Consider the following 21,188-nt stretch of genomic DNA (forward strand, 5'->3'; position numbering starts at 1 on the left):
GCGAACGTGTATAGAAAGCTAATTTGGCTGTTTAATATAAGCATAAATCTCTAATAATGCATCGACAACTCTAGAAAAGCTTTTATATAGTCATGCCGGGTTCGGGTGGGGGATATAATGCTGCATCGGGTTTGGATCAGTTCCGTTGTTATATGCGGATTTTTGCCCGTAACCTCTTCCGCTTTTGCCGTCGTCCTGAATGATCAACTCGCCGCCGACGTCGGCGGTTATTCCAACTATTATGACCGCGATAACGTCTATTCCAATGTAGGCCTCATCAGTATGCCGGTTGACGATGGCGGGACCTGTTCGGGTACCTTGATTGCTCCACGGGTCATGTTAACCGCCGCCCATTGCATGATGGGGGATAAGGGACAACTGATTGGGTCTCCGCAAACCACGATTGAATTCTCGCCCGACGCTCTCAATCCAACCGACGGCTTCAGTTATGCGGCCGGTGTTGTCGTACATTCGGGCTTTGACTATTTTTCGCTTTCCAATGATGTGGCTCTTGTCACAATGCGTTATGGCTATTGGGGTGGGACCCCGGTTCAATTGACAGCTCCGGGCGTCGCTCTGCCCGACATCGGCACGCGGCTCAAGTTCGTCGGCTATGGCGCAACCGGCACCGGGTCCAGTCCGCCCGACAGAGAGACCGGACCCTATGATTTTAAACGCAGGGTCGGGGAAACCAATTTTTATGGATACCTGTCCGGCAGTGAATTTTGGTCAGACGACGAGCAAAAATTCCTTATCGGTATGTTTGCAAACCCTCTGACATCGGATGAGCTGGTGCCCTATCTGCAAGCGGGAACCGCCCCTACTGATAGCGGTGGCCCACTGTTCGTCGAAACAGCAAGTGGTCTCGTTCAAATTGGCATCGCTAGCTGGGTGGAGAACTATACGGGTGCCTCTCAGTTCGGCTACGGAGCCACGAATGCGTGGACCAACGTTGCCGACTACCTCGATTGGATTCATGAAAATAATCCAACCCGATATGTCGCCGCATTGCCCGGTAATTTTAACTGGAGCGATATATCCGCCTGGAAGGACCTCGAAGGTCGGGCTGTTTCTGTGCCACAGAACATTGACGGAAACTTCGAGAATTATGGCTTCGCAGGTCGTTATTACAACGTGCTTCTGGCCAGCGCCGGAACAATAACCGTGGATACCAATCCAACCCTGGATACGTTGTTTATATCGCATCCCCGAGCTACGCTCGATCTGCCTTTCGATCAGTACATGTTTGTATGGCACGACGTTGAGATCAATGCCGGCCGGCTTGTCGTGGATGGTACACTGGATACGAGCTATGTCCTGCTGAATGGTGGAGCATTGTCAGGAACTGGCGATATCTTGACCTATGACGGTGTTTATAATCTCAACGGATTAATCGCTCCGGGCGGATTGAACTCTGTTGGCACGCTCTCGATTGACGGTCAGTTCGGGCAACGGCGCGATGGAACGCTGGCGATCCGCATCGAGGGTGAGCAATCCAGTCGGCTGGCGATTTCCGGCAATGCGTTTCTCGGCGGCAGGCTGATTGTCAACGGCTCCAATCTGCGTGCGGGTGAGCGGAGACTGGTTCTGTCAGCCGGTGCTGTTTCGGGACAATTTGCTGAACTGATCGACCCCTTTGTTTTCTTCGATATTTCGGCTGAATATAGCGCAAACAGCGTCTTTATCGATATCAATCGCAATGCTCGCACTTTTGTAGATGCAGCGACGACCGCAAACGGTAAGGCAACAGCACAAGCCATTGAGTATCTGGGGCAGGACAATCCTGTTTACAACGCGGTGCTGCAACTGCAAGAGACGCAGGGCGATGCTGTCTTTCGTAGCCTCAGTGGAGATGTTTATGCATCCTCGCCAGCCATATTGATCGATACGAGTCGCTATGTGCGCGACGCGATAGGCACACGTCTGCGGCAAGCCTTTGCCGATACCGAAACGAGCGTTGGCCCACAAGCACACAAGATCGAGAATTCCGACGTCACACTTTGGGCGCAGGGTTTTGGAACTCGCGGCAACTACACGGGCCATGGGTTCGATGATCTCGACACAAGAACAAGCGGAGTGTTCTTCGGAGCTGATGCTCCAATCGGCCTGTGGCAGATCGGTATGGCTGGTGGGTATAGCCATACGACAATTGACGGTTTGACGGCATCGTCACAAGGTGAGAACTATTATGCGGCGATTTATGGTGGCACCAAAGCCGGTCCAGTACGCCTGAATCTGGGCGGTGCGATTACCTGGTATAGACAGGACGTCACCCGTAATATGAATTTCTCGGGCTTTTCAGACCATACTTACAGCGAACACACGACCAGATCGGTGCAGGGTTTTGTTGACATCGGTTATGGCCACGCCGTTGGAGCGACAATGATGGAGCCTTTTGCCAGTCTGGCATGGGTCCATCTGGGCGGATCAAATGGAACAGAGAATGGAAATGCTGCAGCATTGAGCTATCGAACAGACTCCATGAACAGCTTGATATCGACGCTTGGCCTGCGAACCGAAACGCATTTCGACTTGAACGGATCAGCGCCCCTTAACCTTTCAACGGTGCTCGGCTGGCGGCGTGCGGACGGAGATATTGCTGCCAACAGCACCATGCTTTTTGGGCAGGGTGAAGCGCCGTTCGCTGTCACGGGCCTGCCAATTTCACGGAATGCTCTGATCGCTGAAGCGCGCATCGGCATGAACATAGCCGACAATGCGCAGTTGGGCCTGACCTATTCGGGCCAGTTTTCTCAAACCTCACGCGATCAGTCGCTGAAAGCTGATCTACTCTGGAGCTTTTAAGGGCATGTCCCACAACCGATGAGCTTTGGTGTATGGATCCACGCTGCTGTGGCTATCGACGGCTCGGTCGTGATGGTCGGCGCACGGAATGTGACATTTCAGAACTCAACTCATCTGTACGTCCCTGGCGTCGATGAGACGTATCGCAAATGCGTGGCGCCTTCGGTAGCGTTTGGTAGCTTGGCACACACCCTGGTGGGAAGGTTTGAGTGTTGGCCCGCTAAGTATTTGAGGTCAAACCGGACCACCATTTTGGCTCGTGGTCCGGAAGCTTCCGGTCGCCGGCACAGCGTAGGAGATCGCCCGTGATCTCGATCCAGGTGCATGGCAGCGTCTGTCGGGATGCGCTATCCTTTATCTCTACAGTGAAGCATTGTTGTCCAATAGCCTTCTGCTTCATTTGCCATCAGCAATCGCAACATGACGGGTGCGGACGAAATCAGCAGGATAATTCGTCCTGCACGCGTAAGTCGCTGCATCGATTGCGATTTCCACTTTATGGACAGCTTTTTACGGTACCGGTGTTCCGGTCAATCAGGGCTATGCGCAGAACATGCAGGCTCTGAACCAGTTGCCGACCCTTCAGGAGCGTGTGGGTAACCGCTACTGGACGGGCGAGAATGGCGATGGCCAGACGAACGGCGCCATGACTGACGGTCGCGGTGTGTGGGCGCGCATCGAAGAAGCGCACAACCGGCTTGAGCCGCAAAGCGCCACCGGCTTGAAGCAGGACATCAATACCTTCATCATGCAGGCAGGCGTCGACGGCCAGTTCTACGAGGATGATAACGGCAAGCTGGTTGCCGGCATCACCGGGCAATATGGCACGGCGCATAGCAAATCGCGTTCGTTCTTCGGTGATGACTATACCGATACCAATGCCTGGAGCCTCGGTGCGACGGCCACCTGGTATGGCTATAACGGCTTCTATGTGGATACACAGGGCCAGCTTACCTGGTTCGACAATGACCCGTCTTCCGATGATATGAACTCGTCTCTGGCGAACGGCGCCAAGGCCTTCGGCTATGCGATGAGCGTGGAAGCTGCAGGTAAGGAACACGTTTTCTGCGGCCGGTAACAGAATTAGAGCATTCCAGCAAAAGTACGATGCATCTACGCGAGGAAATCAATTTACTGGACTGATTTCTTATTCCGCTTTGATGCGTTGGATAATGCTTGAAAACAAATAGATAGAGCGGTTTCACGACTCCGTTTTTAACTGGAACCGCTCTAGCTTTCGAACGTGATCGGATGAGAACCGCCCTGATTTACGAGCAGGCCACAGGTGGGCGTTCCCATTCAGAGTTTGCGATGCCGAGTTTGCCTATTCTCATGACATCCCGTCGGGACGAGGTGAAATTTTCCCGAAATGCGTCACGCGTGTCGCAGAGGGTTACTCTACGGCAGTCTGCTCTCATGCTCAGGAACAAATCCGGCGCAAATCGCACCCAAACCTGATACCTACAGGCCGTGGCCTCTAGCGCACCTCAAGCATCTCGCCGGTACGATGATCGATCACCACGCGCATATCGTTGTCGCAACGGTCTATTCCCCTGACGACGAATACGTTTCGACGTCGTGAAACGCTTTCAACTTCGTCCATTCCTTCGTTGCGCGCGATCCTTGCGGCCGTGCGCTCGCTGACGTCATCACGATCGTAGCGACGATCAGGATCTATCCGACGTTCTCCATCCGGGTTTACCTGAATGTCATCAGGTCCAATCTCGATGCTTTGCGCTTGGGCCGGGACGGCGGAAACAAGAGGTGTCATAATCACTGCCGCGATGGCACCGTTACCTGAACGTTGCCGTAAAAAGAATATACAGGTGGCGACAACGCCAATTAGTCACCACCTGTCCGCTTGAGCAAAAGTAATGCCTTACGGGACGCGCATCCCGAATGCTTTAGAATGAGACTTTCACACCAACTGTACCGTTTACGCCGAAACTGTCATTTGGATGCGCAAGACTGGTCTTCAACAAGCCTTCGCCGTAGAGCACATATTTACCGCCAGACCAGCTATAGGTGCCACCAAGACCGACGCCGCCCCAGAAACTGTCGTTCTCCGTGCCGAGGCTCGTCCTGGCAAGATTGACCTGGGCGCCACCCAGAAACTCGTAATAAAGGTTTGCGATGCCATATACTTTGGCGCTGGAAATTAACCCATTCGCAGCCTGCCAGCTTTCGCGATAGTCGGCAGAGAGGCCAAGGCGGCCATTGAGGCTGTCGCCATCCTTCAGCGATACACGTGCACCAAATCCATCGTTAAAGCTGTCAAAGTCAACTGACGAATAGATAAGTTGTGCCTGCGGCGTCAGTGTCCAGCGTGGCGCAACGGCAAACCGTTTTCCGGCTTCCATGCCCAGGGCATAGCCAAAGCCCTTGTTGCCATTGGTCATGCCTCTTTCTGCCGTGACAGAAGAAAGATCGCTATCAAACCAATTGGCCTGAACCTGACCGTCGACATAAATGCCATTGTCGCCATACCAGGTTAATGTGCCACCAAGCCCGTAACCATCAGTATCGATAGTACCATTGCCGAATATCGACCAAACATCTGCCGATGCCTTGCCATATTGGGCTGTCAATCCGCCGATCAGCCTGCCGCTATCGCCGTCGAAGAATTGACCATCGAGACCAGCCTGCATTTTGTAGGTATCGACATCATACGATGTCAACGTCGTCGTCGAATTTGGCACGATGCTGGTATGTGCGTCTTCAATTCGACCCCAGACTGACGATCGGGCTGTGTTGTTCGTTCTATTGTTTTCGTCCGCAGCCCAATAGCGATCACCGACACGCTGTTGCAGTGTAGACATGCCGTTCAACGCCTGAAGCACCTGCGGATAAGCTTCATAGAGCGGTGCACCCGCCTGATATAGCGGCTTTAAAGGGATTGTTGGCGTTACCGGATCGACCTCTTTGGGCTTCAACGTTGAGCGCAGGTACCAATCACCGTCGGTCGGGTCGGCTTTACCGTTTTTGTAAAGCTGATAAGCGTAAGCTCCGGCTACGACAGCTTGTTCCCCCTGGATTTCATAATCGCCTTTGAGGGCAAATTCGCCGTCGGACATTCCGCCGACTTCAATAATCTTGATGCCCTCTACGGTCGGTGCACCTTCGCCTTTGAGGTTATTAATCTGGACCGTGGAGCTGCCTGAAGTATTGCCGGCGACCGCGAGCCTGTCCGTTGCAGAGTCATCGCCGCCAAGATCGGCATTGAAGACAAGGAGACCGCCATTGCCCGCATAGTTTCCGGCAATTGTCAGTGTTGTTCCGGGCTTCGCACCAAATTTCACAATGCCTTCATTTGAAAGACCTGCAATGGTCTGATCATAGCCACCGAGATCGAGTGCGGTTGCTTTTGCCAGATCAACGACACTCGCGGCACTAAAAGTGTTTTCGCCGCCAGCGCGCAGTGTGCCAGCCAGCACATTTGTGGAGCCAGTATAGCTGTTGGTGCCAGTAACGATCAGCGTACCATTTCCTTGCTTGGCAAGGGTCCCACTACCGCTGATATTACCAGCAAGTGTTTCACTGAAAGCGTCGGTATCGATTGCAGACATGCTGCCGTTTGCAAGAAGGATATCATTGTCAAGTACCAGTCCATTGACCAGAAATCCTAGCGCAGCATCGCCTTGCATATTCACAGCACCGCTACCCAATGCCTTGGCATTCGCCACGTTCAGCCTGGCATCGTCAATATCCGTTCCGCCGCTATAAGTGCTTTCTCCAGACAGGACGGTTGTGCCTTGCTGGACGATGAGTTTTCCGCTTCCAGAAATTTGTCCGGCAAAATTGCTGCCGCCTTCGTTCAAGGTGAGATTACGTGAGCCGAGCACTATCGTGCCATTGCCAGCCAGAACCGCCACGCTGGTACCGCCAGCCTTTTCGAAGGTGTCATACTGGCCGTCCGCAGTGGCCGAAATGTCAAAAATTCCATCGACGCGAACCGCACTCGAATTTCGCAGGCTTGCAGTCCCAGTCAAAGCCAGCGTGCCCTGTTGTATCCAGGTGCTTCCGGTATATGATGCGGGCGAAGTAGGGTAGTTTTGATTATCGATATATCCATCGATTTTCAGCAGACCGGCTCCCGTTTTAACGAGGTTGCCAGAGCCGCGTATCGCATAGCTGCCGCTTACATTCATGACATTGGCTGCGTTAACGGGATCAAATGTCAATGTATAACCGTTCGTATCGAAGCCACTTCCATAGCTTGCGATGGTTCCGTTGAAATTAAATCCGCCTCCGGCTTTATTGGTTGCGCTTATGGCGATATCACCACCAAGGATTGTGCGACTGAAAAAATTAATCATCTGGGCGGAATCAGACTGTACACCCGCACCGTCGAGACCATTGATTGTAATGGGGGAAGCGCCTGCCAATTGATTGAACGATTTCAACGCGCTCGTTTCGGTTATCCAGATTGATCCGATGGTGGCAGGTCCGTTGGGAACAATTCCGGTTGCTGACCCCGATATGATTGCCCGATCTCCACCGTCAGGGGCCACCCCCTCCGCCCAAGAAGTCGGCTTACTCCAACTATCCTTAACAACGCTCGTGCCTATAAAGTGATAATCGTCGGCCTGAACTGGATCGGCAAACGTGATCGTCGCCGCTCCAGCCAAAGTAATTGCAAAGTAGGAAACGGTCGAACACAGGCGTTGCGACAGACGAGCTATCATTGCTTGCGTACATCTGTGCGCAAACTTGTTGGACGAAATCGCGTAATCTGTTTCAGTCGAATGCCTCATAATGCTCCTGCCTTCAAAAAAATATTGCAATCATTTTGGGGGCATTTATGAATTTCAACATATATATTATCAATAAGCTTGAAGTTGCATTATTGCCATCATATTACTATTATGTATTCTTAAGTTGAATTAGCATTTTCTAAATAGATAATATAAGAATGTACTAAATATTGCAGAATAGTTACTTTCAGTATGATGAAAACATCCGAGGCAACAGCAGTCAAAACAAAAAGGTATTCAGCCTTCTGAAAAGTGATCCTTCATGAAGTATGGCTTATAAGCCAATAGAGGATATAGAAATGGCAGCGAAACGACACAAAGCAGAAGCGAGCAAGCAAATGATCCAGTGAATCATTTGCCCGCTGAACGCCAAGAAAGACTTCCAAGCCCCCGCCGCTGGCGCGCTTGCGTGGATTATGTCATCGATGAACTGCAAGTGTCCGAGCATGGGGTATGCCGAGCTCTCGGCCAGCATCGTTCCACATAGCGCACCAAGCTAAATGGATCGGGTTGAGCGGATCTGGCAAAAGGAGGGGCTGAAAGTCTCGCACAATCCCCCCAAGCGCGGTGGATTCTGACTGGAAACAACTCGTGCATCCCGCTCCCTCCTGAATACCACAACCCTGTCTGGTCCTACAACCTCGTCAAGGATCGTCGCACCCACAACGTCGGGAAAATCTGCATGCTCAACGTGATCGGCGAGTTTAGCCAGGATTGCATCGCCAAGGCGTTGCGGGAAGACCACCTACATCGACGGCTATTACGAGAGCTTCAATGCGAAACTCCGCGATGAAATGCTCAACGGCGAAATTTCCTACACATTGAAGGAGGCGAAGATCATCATCGAAAACCGGAGACAACATTACAGCACTGCGGGACCTCATTCATCGCTGAGCTACAAGCCACCGGCACTTAACGCCGCTGTCCGTCCGCGCCAGAACGGACCGGCTTCAGCAACCGCAGTGACCAACAGACCAAGCATGCACCAACATTTCAAACGGAATACCCAATGGGAGGCGGGCCACCATATGCGCCGGCTCTCAGGACCTGCTCACCACTTTGCCTTGAAGCCAACGATGCCTTTGAGCGTATAGCTATCGGCGAAGTGGTTGAGCGCTGTATTGATGGAACCCTCGCCATAGACAGCATATTTATCGTCATCCCATGCATAGGTTCCACCGGCACCTATACCGGCCCAGATGCGATCATTATCCGTGTCGAAATCGACACCGGAGACGTTGACCGTCGTACCGCCGAGGAACTCCTGGTAGAGATTGGCGATGCCATACATGCTTGTATTGACCAGCAGCCCGTCATCGCCTTTCCAGCTTGTGCGATAATCTGCGGCCAGGCCCAACCGTCCGACCAGACTGTCGCCACCATGCAGGCTGACGCGGCTCCCCCATGTATCGTTGAAAGCATCGGCATCGATGCTAGACCACATCAATTGCACTTGCGGTGTCAAAGCCCAGTTACCTTGCATCCCAATACGCTGCCCCGCTTCAATGCTCAACGCATAGCCGGTTGCCTTGCGGCTATCGGCAAGGCCTGTATTTGCAGTCCAGGAATTGAGATCATTATCGAACCAGGTCACCTGACCCTGCCCATCGACATAGAAGCCGTTATTGCCATACCAGGTTGCCGTGGCCCCGAGACTCCAGGCATCCGTGCTGATATCGCCGTCGCCATGGAACGACGATACATCTCCCTTGGCATGTCCATATTGCCCGGTAATACCGGCGATTAGCTTGCCATTCTCGCCTTCATAGAACTGGCCGTCGACGCCAGCCTGCATGATGAGCGTGTTGATGTCCTGCTTCATGCGTGACGTCGAGGTATCGGGCTCGAAACGGTTGTGCGCTCCTTCGACACGTGCCCACACACCATATTCATTCACCGCCGCACCATTGTCCGCGCCATTACCATTCTTGCCGGTCCAGTAACGGGTGCCGACACGCTGCTGGAGGGTGGGCAGCATGTTGAGCGCCAGCATGTTCTGGACATAGCCCTCATAGACCGGGACGCCGGCACTATAGCGGGGCTCCGGTTCCGGGCCAGGATTGGGACCATCGACGTGGCTGACGAGATACCAGTCACCATCGGTCGGCGTGTTTGTACCGCCCTGCTGCAGCGTATAGGCATAAGCGCCACCCACAACGGCCTGCTGGCCATCCTTGGTGGTATAGCTGTTAGCCAACGAGAATGAGCCTTCCGAGGAACCCGCCACATCAATGACCTTGATGCCGTTGACGGTCTGTGCGCCGACACCACCGGCATTATTCACATAGAGTTTGGTCGACCCCGATGTATCGCCGCCGACCTTAAGCATATCGGTTTTGGAATCGTCACCGCCCAGAACCGTGTTGATAGTCATCATGCCGCCGTTGCCGACATAATTGCCGGCGACCTTAAGAGTGACACCGCCCGAACCGCCAAAGCTGACCTGTCCGTTATTGGCGAGCGCGGCAAGCGAAGTTGAGAAGCCGCCAAGATCAAGCGTGCTGTTTGCCGCGACGTCATAGCCGGATGAAGCCGTGTTGAATGCACCCGCCGCACCTTGCTTCAATGTACCACCGGAAACTATCGTCTGACCGGTATAGCTGTTGGCACCGGTCAGCGTCAGGGTGCCGGTTCCGCTTTTGGTCAAAGCACCAGAACCGTCGATCACGCCGGAGAACAACGTGTCGAACCCCTGATCAACTGTCAGATTACCACTGCCAAGCGCTACATTGCCCTCACCGGCAAGTCCGCCTATGCCGACGCTGTAATTATCGAGATCGACGCGCGCGCCTTCCTCTATCGTTAGAAGGCCGGTACCGAATATCGTGCCGTCGTTACCTGCTCGCACGATGCCTTCAGCAATGTCGAAGCCACCAGAATAGGCGCCTGTTCCTGTCAGGGTCCATGTGCTGGAACCATCCTTGCGATAGGATTGAAATCCCTGATACTGGCTGCCAATCAGCGAAACATCAAAGCTACTGTCGCCGGAACCACCAATAGCAAAAACGTTTCCTGCGGCACCATCCTTTACGACCACATTTCCAGTAATTACCGACCCGCTTGCAATCTCGAATGTGTTGTTGTTTCCAAGAATATCGACCGCGTTCGCGTCAGCGCCTCCTGCTTCAATCGTGCCGTCATTGATGACCCGGGAATCCGATCCGACGCGCAAGCCGGAGCCCGAGGTACCGGGACGCCCTTTTTGATAAGCTCCACCACCCTTACCCCCAGCGATATCTCCTTGATTGTGTAACGTGCCCTCATCGACAAAAACGCCGCTGCCACCGTCCCCTCCTCGCGCACCAGGATTATTATCACTATAGGCACTCGAGTCGGTCCCGCCATTACCCCCATTTATCGAGCCCTGATTGACGAGCGCGCCACCTTGAATGACGATACCATCTCCTCCAGCGCCACCACCGGATTTAAATGTACCGCCGCCACCGCCCGCATTTCCGCCTTTTCCTCCGACGACGGCAGCGCCGTTTGAGACGGTCAGGTTCGATTGCCGAAGCAAAATACCTGCACCACCGCCACCGCCTGCTCCATTCGCGGACTGGTAGGCGCCTACACCGCCAGCGCCGCCAATGCCGCCAGTCACAGTTGAATTCGCAGCAAGAGAAAAAGAGCTGCCGTCTGAGAGAAACAGCCCGGCTCCGCCTCCGCCACCACCCGACCCATGTTTGTTGACACCAGATTGGCCCGAACCGCCGGTAACGTGCACTACATCCGCCCCAAGTGTCGTTTGTCCAACACTGCCGCCCGCTCCGCCCGGTGTGGTCACGCCATGAATGAAAGAAAACGCTCCATCCCCGCCATTGCCGTCAATTGAAGCGCTTCCGCCCAGGGTGTTGGCGGCACCAATACCGCCACCGGCACCGCCTCCTCCATAACCATTGCCGCTTCCGCCTTGAGCTGCTGTGATGTCCGATGGATCTCCCGGATCAGTCGTCGTTCCTGTGCCACCCGAATTGCCCGGGAGGTCTTGTGCGAATGCCTCGGTTAACCAGAAAGGTTGAGTCTGGGACAATACCGCAATTAATGCCAAGCATGACGTTGAGACCCGGATGAGCCTTATTGGAATAATATTAATAAATGACGCCATCATTTATAATCCATAAATAAGCAACAAACTATATTCATAAGAATGAATTGATTTTCTTTTAGAATAAGAAGGTTTTACAAAAAAATAAACAGGAAACTCCAAACCAATGACAAATTATATTATAGTAATATAAAATATAATCATGCATCCGGAAATTATTGGACGGACAGAGTTTTAAGGTGTGCAGCCGCACCCGCCGCGCTATTCTGCGGGGAACAAAATTCATATCTTGTTAGACGGCCTCCGTGGCGACGATGGCATTACCGCAATCTGCCGCAACAAAGATGCACCTGCGCGCTATCAGAATATCAGCCCATTGTGCCTTGCCCCAAATGCGAGCTGCAGTGCGCTTGAGGCGGCAAGGCCGTCGGTCGGGCCTCCTCCTATCCGGTCGTTTGGTCTCTATGGCATTTGGAGTGACTGAAGAAACTCCCAGCGAGAGTTTGCTGGCTATAGGCCCTGACTGAACAAGCAGAATCATTTCCTCCATATTGCTTACAGAATAAATCGCCGCCATTATGATATATTATTATATCATTTAAAACTTAAATAAAGAATATCATTACAGAATTTAAGTATTACTAATACGTAATATCAATAAATCTTGAATATATTTCCGTATCATTTACATGTTGATGGAAATAATTGTGAAATTAATTCGATTCGACAACGGTGATTTTCGGCATGACAGCATTGCCTTCTTCCGGGAAACCGGCATCCATGTCTTTGCGCAACCGGAGCATCCAAGCCAGACGGAAAATTCATGGCAAGCTGGTGATATTGCTGCTCTCCACCGTTTGCATTCCTGCAACGGTATTTTGCGCACAGGCGCAAACGGTTTACACCACCACGCAATCGCAGAGTTTGCAGATCGGCGATCAGGTTGAAATCAGCGCAGACAGCGGAATAGGCATCAAAGGCAAAGCAAGCACAACGATTGAACTTCCAGGCGACAACACCATTACAATGCATGGCAGTTATTCAAATGGCATCTCGATTGATAATTCTTCTGCTGTCGTGAATGCAACCAACACGAAAATCATTCTTGAGAAGGATCATTCGATAGGAATCAGTATAGATACAAATCAACATTACCAGCAGACCGGTGGAAGTATAACTGCATATGGAGATAATTCATATGGAGTTTCTATGCAGAATAAATCAATTTCACCCGTAGATATTGAACTAAATCAAGTTGATATAAATTTAAAAGGAAATAACTCTAAAGGAATTATTACACATAACTCTTCTTATGCTACATATATCGGCGGGACAATTACGGTTGATGGCGATGATTCCTATGCAATCTACCTCCCAGGCTATGGATTGGCTACAATTTCCGACGCCACAATTACGACGAGTGGGGTGGCATCCATCGGTGTATATTCGGATGGAAGCTCGCTGGTGCAGCCAGACCCAACCTATAGATATGCTGCCAATCTGACCGATACGACCATCACGACGTCCGGCCAGGACAGTTTCGGGCTTTATGCCTTGAGCTATGGCACGATCACCCAGAATGGTGGCTCCATCACGACATCGGGCGACGGCGCGCATGGCGCAGTCGTCTACACGAATGGCTCCCCGATAGGCCCCTACGACAACAATACCACGCTCTCGCTGACAGATGTGACTATCAAGACAACGGGTGCAAATGCCGACGGCGTCCATGTCGGCGAAGGCCAGACGACGCTCGATGGCGTCAAGATCAACAGCTCCAACAACGCCGTTTACTATGATGGAAAAGACCCTAATTCATTCCTGACAATCAAGGGCGATACGATCTTGACGTCCAGCGGGGCTGACCGCGGCCTGGACATTGCAACGCTGGCAATTGTCGGCGGAACAAATGCCTCGGTCGACGACGGCGTGCAGATCATAGGAAGCGGCAGCCCTAATGGGCAAACGCATTCGATTCTGGTTGACGGCGGAAGCCTGTCGATCGGAAACGCTTCCGTGAAATTCACGTTATTGGATGGGGATATTCCGAGCGGCGCTATATTAGCTCAGAATCGCGGTACGGTCACGGCAACAGGCACGCATATATCGGAAACCGGCGATGGTGCCGCCGCCGTATGGGCGATTGGAGGCGGGCAGATTGCTCTGCAGGGCGCAATTGTCTCGGCAAGTGGCAATGGCGCTATCGGCCTTCAGACTTCAGACCCCGATTCAATTATCACGACCGACAAGGACACGACGCTTCAGGTTACAGGCGACGGTTCGCAAGGGATCGTGGCCTATATCAGCAACAACAGAACCTACCATTCGGGCGACGCAAACGATGCTCTGCCAGGTACGATAATCATCCAAGGAAAGGATGCGGCCGCTTTCTATGCTGGTGACTCCGGCAGCGTACTGACATTCGATGGCATCGATCTTGCCACATCCACGACAATCACCCTGAGCGATGATGCCTGGACCGCGCAGGCCGATAGCGGTGGCACGGTCAATTTCAGCGGCGCGACAGATTTTTCAAACACGCGTCTCTGGGCTACCGGTGGCAACCTCGTCTTTACCGGCAATTCTCGTGCCGATGACCCCCTCATCAAGATAGATTCCGGCGCGCTCGATATCAGCGGCGTGACAAGCGGCGCTGATTTCATGATCGGCACACTTGAAGGCGCTGGCGGGACCGTCAAACTTGGGGGCAACACGCTCAATATTTCAGGTTCAACAACCGCCACCTATGGCGGCGCGATCACCGGCGCGGGCGGGCTGACCATCAGCGGCAGTGGTACGACGACCCTGACCGGCACGAACAGCTATTCCGGCATGACGACAATCAGTGCCGGTACGTTGCAGATCGGCGACGGTCAGACAACAGGCACTCAGTTTTCCGGCGGCGGCAATATCGTCAACAACAGCCATCTGGTTGTCGATCTTGCCTCAGCCGATACGATGGAACTTGGGAATATCATTTCGGGCTCCGGCGATTTCGCCGTAAACAGCGGCACGCTGACACTTTCCGGCGCCAACAGCTATACTGGCGGCACAGCAGTCCGGAATGCAAGCACACTGATTGTCGGTCGCGACAACAATCTCGGCTCCGCCGCCAGCGACCTGACATTGACCGGGGCCAGTACGCTTCAGATCAACGGCAATGACAGTTTCTCCTCCACGCGGTCACTTCATCTGGAAACAGGAGAGGAAGTACTGAATGTTTCCGGAGCTGCGAGCTGGAACGGCTTAATTGACGGGCAAGGCACGCTGGTCAAGTCCGGAAACGGCAGATTGCTTCTGACAGCCGACAACACATATGCCGGAGCAACCAGAATTGCCGCAGGCACTCTCGCGCTCGGCGGCGCGGCAGGAAAGGTTTCAGGCGGAATTCAGGTCGATCAGGGAGCGATTCTGGAATTCGCCCGCACGACCACATCCAGTTTCGACAATGTGATTTCCGGCGACGGCGGCGTTCTGAAAACCGGGAGCGGCACGGTAACACTTTCCGGCAGCAACACTTATAAGGGCGATACGGAAATTGATGGCGGCATTTTGTCGATCAGCAGTGACCGTAATCTTGGTAATAATGTCGCTGGAAACGGGACTATCGGCGCATTGATTTTCGATGGTGGCGCATTACAGCTTGGCGCGAGCTTCGACAGCGCGCGACAGGTGAAACTCAAAAGTTCCGCCACAATCGATACGCACGGGTTTGACAGCACCTTCTCCGGTCTATTCAGCGGATCTGGCAAGCTGACCAAGACCGGCGCCGGCACGCTGACGCTTGCCGGTATCAACACCTATACCGGCGGCATGGAAATCACCGAAGGTGTTCTCTCGATCAGTGCCGACACCAATCTTGGAGCTACGGCGGGCGGGCTGATCTTCAATGGCGGCACGCTGCAACTAACCGATAATCTTACCTCTGCACGGGCAGTCACCCTGACATCAGATGGCGAGATCGATACGGCTCAAGGCAAGACCGGCACGTTCGGCGGCGGCATCAGTGGTGCGGGCGGATTGACAGCCAGCGGCCAGGGAACGCTGGTTCTGACCGGAGCACTTGCTTATAGCGGTGCTACCATCATCGATACAGGAAGCACCTTGCAGCTTGGCGATGGAACCAAGGATGCGACGTTGGGTCAACAACAGGCCAACATCACCAACAACGGAACGGCTGTTTTCAATAACCAGGGTTCGACGGTCGTTGATGGCGTCATCAGCGGTACCGGTTCACTCACCCAACGGGGTGCGGGCACGCTTATTCTGGCAGGACAGAACACCTATACCGGCATCACGACGATCAATACAGGAAGCACGCTGCAACTGGGCGACGGCACCAAGGATGGTGCAATTAATGGCGATCTGGCCAACAACGGAACCATCGACTTCAAGAATATCGCAGCCTACCAGTTCGAAGGCCAGATCAGCGGCACCGGCACTTTGAACCAGAATGGCAACGGAATACTGACCCTCACCGACGACAGTGGTTCGTTTGCCGGCACAACGAACGTCGTGTCCGGCACACTGGATATAGACACTGGTGCAACACTTGGTGGCATTGTCGGCGTTAAAAGCGGCGCCACCTTGCAAGGTGGCGGCAGGATTAGCGGGAACACTACCATTGAGAACGGCGGTGTACTGGCGGGGACATCGACTGCGGGTCTGATTTTCGGCGGCAATCTTACAATGCAGGCCGGCAGCGCCATCAATGTATCGTTTAATCAATCTGATGACGCGAGCAGTGTCTTTACTGTGAACGGCGACGTCGATCTCAATGCCAAGATAAATATCGATAGTTTTGGGACCGGTGGGCCAGGTGTCTACCATCTGTTTCGCTATGACGGCGCCAGCACGGGAACCCTGACGATCGGAAACGTTCCCACAGGAGATGATTCCAGTAAGGTTCACGTCCATACCCAGATCAATCACGAAATCTACATTGAGAACGAGAATGGCGCCACGCTGAGCTACTGGAATGGCAACCCCGTGAACCCGATTGGCGATGGTACCGTGCATGGCGGCGACGGAATCTGGAGCGCGGATGTCAATGCGCTCAATTGGACAGATTCTCCCAATTATGATTTCAACGGTGAGTGGAGCGCGGGCCAGATGGCTATATTCACCGGCACGGCAGGCACGGTAACGGTGGATGACACTCAGGGTGCAGTCACAGCATCTGGCCTCCAATTCATGACTGATGGTTATAGAATTCAGGGGCAAACCAACGCGACGGGCCTCACGCTTGTCGCTCCAAATGGCGGCAGTGTCCCCTCTATCAAAGTCGGTGCTGGCAACGCCAACGACAGCACTTTGACGGCGACGGTTTCGGCAATCCTCACCGGTAGCGATGGTATGCAGAAAGGGATGGGCGGAACGCTTGTTCTGACGGCCGACAACACCTATGCGGGCGGAACCTACATTGCTGGTGGGACACTTCAGCTTGGCAATGGCACAATGAATGGTTCGCTCATTGGCGATATCACCACGAATGGCAAGAATGCGCCGACAAGCAAGGGTACGCTTGCGATCAATGCAGCAGGCAATTATGCACTCTCGAACAAAGTCGACGGAGCAGGCGGTGTGTCGGTGCTGGCGGGCGACGGCAATGGCGTTGTGACGATCAGCGGGGACAACAGCTATGCAGGCGACACTGCAATCACGAGTACAACGGTTGCCGTTATGCAAAACTCCAACCTTGGTGCGAGCAGCAGCAATATTGCGATGAATAGTGCAACGCTGCGCTTTGGAGCGGACTTCAATAATGCCGGTTCTTTCGACCACGCAATAGTGCTAAGCGGCGCCAATGGCGGTACTTTCGACACGTCTGGCCATGCTATAGTCATGAGCGGAGCAATATCCGGCACTTCCGTCAACAATTATTCGCTGACGGCAACGGGCGGCGGTACCCTGACGGTAACGGCCAACAACACCTATTCAGGCGATACGAAGATCGATTCCGGCACCACGCTGCAGATCGGCAATGGTGGCACGACAGGCGATATCGGCGGCATTGTCAGCAATAATGGTGCTGGTGGCGTCACCAATGACGGCACGCTTGTCTTCAATCGCAGCAACGGCATCGTCTTCAACGGGGTGATCAGTGGCACCGGTTCTGTAACGCAAGATGGCACCGGTTCGGTGACACTGAGCAGCAACAACAGCTATTCCGGCGGCACGACGGTCGCAAATGGAACGCTGAAGATCGCAGGTGCCAACAATCTTGGTTCGGGTGTGCTAACCTTGGACAAGGAAGCTGGGGCGACCAATGCAACTTTGGTGAATACGGCCACGATTACTCTGACTAATGACGTTGCAATCGGTGCCGGTGGCGGCACGTTCCAGACAGACGAGAACCTTACGCTAAACGGCGGTTTCTCGGGTACAGGCAACTGGGAAAAAGCTGGCAGCGGCAACCTTGTCTTCGGTACTGGCAATAGCATCGACTGGACCGGAACGGGTGATATCAATCAAGGTGAGGTGATCGTCAACGGCACGCTCGGCAAAGCCGGTGCGACAACACCTGTTCAGATCAATATCAACCAGAATGCTGCCCTGTCCGGTTCAGGCACGCTCAACGGAAATGTCGGCGTGAAGGATGGCGGCTCGCTAGCTGGAAGTGACGGCCAGACGCTGACTATCAACGGCAATCTCACCTTTGCAACGAACAGTTCCATGAATGTCGTCCTCGGCACCAGCGCCGCGAGCGGCACTGCACTCTTTGACGTCAATGGTGATGTCGCTCTGGCCGGCACCTTGAACATCACACAGGATATGGGTGGATTCGGTGCAGGCATCTCCACTCTCATAGACTATACCGGGACTGCAACCGGAACCATGGCTATCGCTTCTGCCCCCGGAAACAAGGACCATATGTGGGTTCAGAACGATACCGTGGACAAGCAAGTCAACCTCGTCAATCAGGACGGGGTGGAACTGCGTTTCTGGGATGGCGACGACAGGGCAAACCACAACAACGGCACCGTCGATGGCGGTTCGGGAACCTGGAACGCCAGCAATGACAACTGGACAGAACCAAGCCAGTCAGGTCCGTCGTTCAATGGGCGCTGGGAAAACGACAACAAGGGTTATGCAGTTTTTAATGGCATCGATGCCGATCATCCCGCTACCGTCACCATAGACAATGGCGACGGCCAGGTGCGAGCAACCGGGATGCAGTTTCAAACCAGTGGCTATACCGTTACCGGCGATCCTTTAGTGCTCTACAGTCCGTCTTCCGATGCACAGCCGATTATCCGGGTCGGTGATGGGCAGGCGTCGGGGGCCAGCAAAACGGCGACGATCGATAGCGAGCTGCGAGGCACCGACGGCCTCAACAAGACTGACTACGGAACCGCAATCCTGACCGGCGATAACAGATATACCGGCGGCACGACAGTCTCGGGCGGAACACTGCAACTTGGCAATGGCGGCACGACCGGCAGCATAATCGGCGACGTTAATCTGACACAGGGAGCGGCAGCTCCAACCGGAACCCTTGCTTTCGATCATAGCCAGGGGGCCAATTCCAATTTCAGTGGCAACATCACTGGCACCGGACAGGTCGTGCAGAAGGGTAGCGATCAACTGACGCTTTCAGGCACCAACACTTTCTCCGGCGGCATGATGGTTGCAAGCGGCAGCATCCTCGCGGGCGCCGACGGCACCGTATTCGGCACCGGCGTTCTGACACTTAAGGACAGCACCGATGCCGATCTCGGTAACCACAATGTCAGTACCGGCGGCCTTGCCGGTACTGGTAGCGTCGCGCTCGGCAGCGGCACACTGACGCTTACAATGGGCAGCAATAGCAGCTTCTCCGGCATCGTCAGCGGCAGCGGTGGGCTGACCAAGACGGGCAGCGGCACGCAAACCCTTTCCGGTGTCAGCACCTATAGCGGCATCACCGAGGTCGACGGCGGTACGCTACAGCAGGGTGCGACCGGGGCCTTCAACACAGCCTCCTCAACCTATTCGGTAGCCGCAGCCGGCACGCTCGACATTAATGGCTTCGATACCACGCTGTCGGGCCTTTCCAATGCCGGTATGATCAACATGAACAATGCCAATGCCGGAACAACCCTGACGGTCGCAGGCAATTATAGCGGCAAAGGCGGTACGGTGGTTATCAATACGGTACTGGGTGACGACAGTTCCCAGACCGACAAATTCAAGATTACCGGCGATACCTCGGGTAATACGAATGTCAAGATCGTTAACCGCGGCGGCATAGGGGCACAGACCACCAATGGCATTGATGTAGTCGAGGTCGACGGTCAATCAAACGGTACGTTCTCGCTGGTCAGCGACTACACCACCAAAGACGGCAAGAAGGCCGTAGTTGCCGGAGCCTATGCCTATACACTGCAGCAAGGTGGCGCTAAAACGCCCGATGACGGCAACTGGTATCTCGCAAGCCAGTTTAACGGCAACACCGATCCGAGCGGCCCGGCTGATCCTCGGTATGGTGCCAATGTCCCGGTCTACGAGGGCTATGCCCAGACCATGCAGGCCCTGAACAAACTGCCGACCCTGCAGGAGCGCGTCGGCAACCGCTACTGGACGGGTCAGAACGGCGACGGTCGCACCAATGGCGCCATGATGAACGCGCGCGGCATATGGGGACGGGTGGAGGGAGCGCATAATCGTCTTGAATCTTCCACGCCTGCCGGTATGCGACAGGACATCAACACCTTCCAGATGCAGGCTGGCGTCGATGGCGAATTCTACGAAAGCAGCATGGGGCGTCTGATCGCCGGTATCACCGGCCAATATGGCGCGGCACGCAGCGACATGTCATCCCGCGACGGCGATGGCAACGTTTCGACACAGGCCTGGAGCCTTGGCGCAACCACTACCTGGTACGGCGACAAGGGCTTTTATGTTGACGGACAGGCGCAGCTGACCTGGTTCGACAACGATCTCGATTCCAAAACGGCCAATAGCGGTCTTGCCAGTGGCGCCAAGGCGTTCGGCTATGCGGTGAGCTTCGAAGCAGGTAAGCGCATTGTCATCGACGATCACTGGTCGCTAACCCCACAGGCTCAACTTCTATGGGCATCAATCAATGCCGATGCATTCCAGGATGTCTTTCAGGCCAATGTCAGCCTGCACGACGGGAACAACCTCACCGGACGCCTTGGGCTTGCAGTCAATTATGACAAGCGTTGGACCGGCAATGACGGACGGATGATCAATAGTCAGGTCTATGGTCTCGCCAACATTTATCAAGAGTTTCTCGGCGGCACGCAGATCATCGTCTCCGGCACCCGCTTCGACACCAACAATGACGACACATGGGCAGGTATTGGTGCTGGCGGAACCTACGCCTGGGCTGACGGCAAATATGCAGTCTTCGGCGAAGGTTCCATCAACACCTCTCTCAGTCACTTTGCCGACAGCTATACTCTAAAGGCCACCGCAGGAATAAAGGTCAATTGGTAAATAGCGAAATTCACCACAGGCAATTGATGCTGGCAGACAAACGCTATCAGCAGTGACAGCCGTGGCTACTCAAGATGCGCGCTCCGTAAATTCCTGCGGAAAGGGAATAGATATCTGACACAAATACAACACTCACCATG

7 protein-coding genes and 1 pseudogene are annotated in these 21,188 nt (G+C 54.0%); 5 read left to right on the plus strand and 3 right to left on the minus strand.

Going from position 1 to position 21,188, the window contains the following annotated elements; all coding sequences use genetic code 11:
- Nucleotides 1-117: 117 nt before the first annotated feature.
- Nucleotides 118-2,805, plus strand: a complete 2,688-nt coding sequence (locus ACYSN1_RS14245) for an autotransporter domain-containing protein (RefSeq protein ID WP_461726277.1) — start codon at nucleotides 118-120, stop codon at nucleotides 2,803-2,805.
- A gap of 511 nt (nucleotides 2,806-3,316) precedes the next feature.
- Nucleotides 3,317-3,847 (plus strand): annotated as a pseudogene (locus ACYSN1_RS14250) (autotransporter outer membrane beta-barrel domain-containing protein); the annotation flags it as partial.
- A gap of 435 nt (nucleotides 3,848-4,282) precedes the next feature.
- Here the strand turns inward: ACYSN1_RS14250 and ACYSN1_RS14255 are convergent.
- Together ACYSN1_RS14255 and ACYSN1_RS14260 are read right to left on the minus strand one after the other, a co-directional pair.
- Nucleotides 4,283-4,576 (minus strand): PepSY domain-containing protein, encoded by a 294-nt coding sequence (locus tag ACYSN1_RS14255; RefSeq protein ID WP_461726278.1) that lies wholly within the window; start codon nucleotides 4,574-4,576, stop codon nucleotides 4,283-4,285.
- Nucleotides 4,577-4,709: 133 nt separating this feature from the next.
- Nucleotides 4,710-7,490 carry an autotransporter family protein gene (locus ACYSN1_RS14260; RefSeq protein WP_461726279.1) on the minus strand — a complete coding sequence of 927 codons (2,781 nt, stop codon included), beginning with the start codon at nucleotides 7,488-7,490 and terminating at the stop codon, nucleotides 4,710-4,712.
- A gap of 818 nt (nucleotides 7,491-8,308) precedes the next feature.
- Between ACYSN1_RS14260 and ACYSN1_RS14265 the strand changes: the two genes are divergently transcribed.
- Nucleotides 8,309-8,653, plus strand: coding sequence for an integrase core domain-containing protein (locus ACYSN1_RS14265; RefSeq protein ID WP_461726304.1), 345 nt, complete (start codon nucleotides 8,309-8,311; stop codon nucleotides 8,651-8,653).
- Here the strand turns inward: ACYSN1_RS14265 and ACYSN1_RS14270 are convergent.
- Nucleotides 8,611-11,589 (minus strand): autotransporter family protein, encoded by a 2,979-nt coding sequence (locus ACYSN1_RS14270; RefSeq protein WP_461726280.1) that lies wholly within the window; start codon nucleotides 11,587-11,589, stop codon nucleotides 8,611-8,613. The two genes, ACYSN1_RS14265 and ACYSN1_RS14270, sit on opposite strands and share 43 nt — an antisense overlap.
- 704 nt (nucleotides 11,590-12,293) lie before the next feature.
- Here ACYSN1_RS14270 and ACYSN1_RS14275 point away from each other — a divergent pair.
- Complete coding sequence (locus ACYSN1_RS14275) at nucleotides 12,294-12,551, plus strand: hypothetical protein (protein WP_461726281.1); 258 nt, start codon at nucleotides 12,294-12,296, stop codon at nucleotides 12,549-12,551.
- Nucleotides 12,552-12,990: 439 nt separating this feature from the next.
- Complete coding sequence (locus ACYSN1_RS14280; RefSeq protein WP_461726282.1) at nucleotides 12,991-21,048, plus strand: autotransporter outer membrane beta-barrel domain-containing protein; 8,058 nt, start codon at nucleotides 12,991-12,993, stop codon at nucleotides 21,046-21,048.
- Nucleotides 21,049-21,188: the final 140 nt, after the last annotated feature.

It is taken from the genome of Brucella sp. LJL56 (assembly GCF_054871705.1).

What these genes read in the sequence shown, in the direction of transcription:
- ACYSN1_RS14260 (WP_461726279.1), bottom strand. Translation starts at nt 7,490, where the DNA reads ATGATAGCTCGTCTGTCGCAACGCCTGTGTTCGACCGTTTCCTACTTT.
- ACYSN1_RS14255 (WP_461726278.1), bottom strand. Translation starts at nt 4,576, where the DNA reads ATGACACCTCTTGTTTCCGCCGTCCCGGCCCAAGCGCAAAGCATCGAG.
- ACYSN1_RS14275 (WP_461726281.1), top strand. Translation starts at nt 12,294, where the DNA reads ATGTTGATGGAAATAATTGTGAAATTAATTCGATTCGACAACGGTGAT.
- ACYSN1_RS14245 (WP_461726277.1), top strand. Translation starts at nt 118, where the DNA reads ATGCTGCATCGGGTTTGGATCAGTTCCGTTGTTATATGCGGATTTTTG.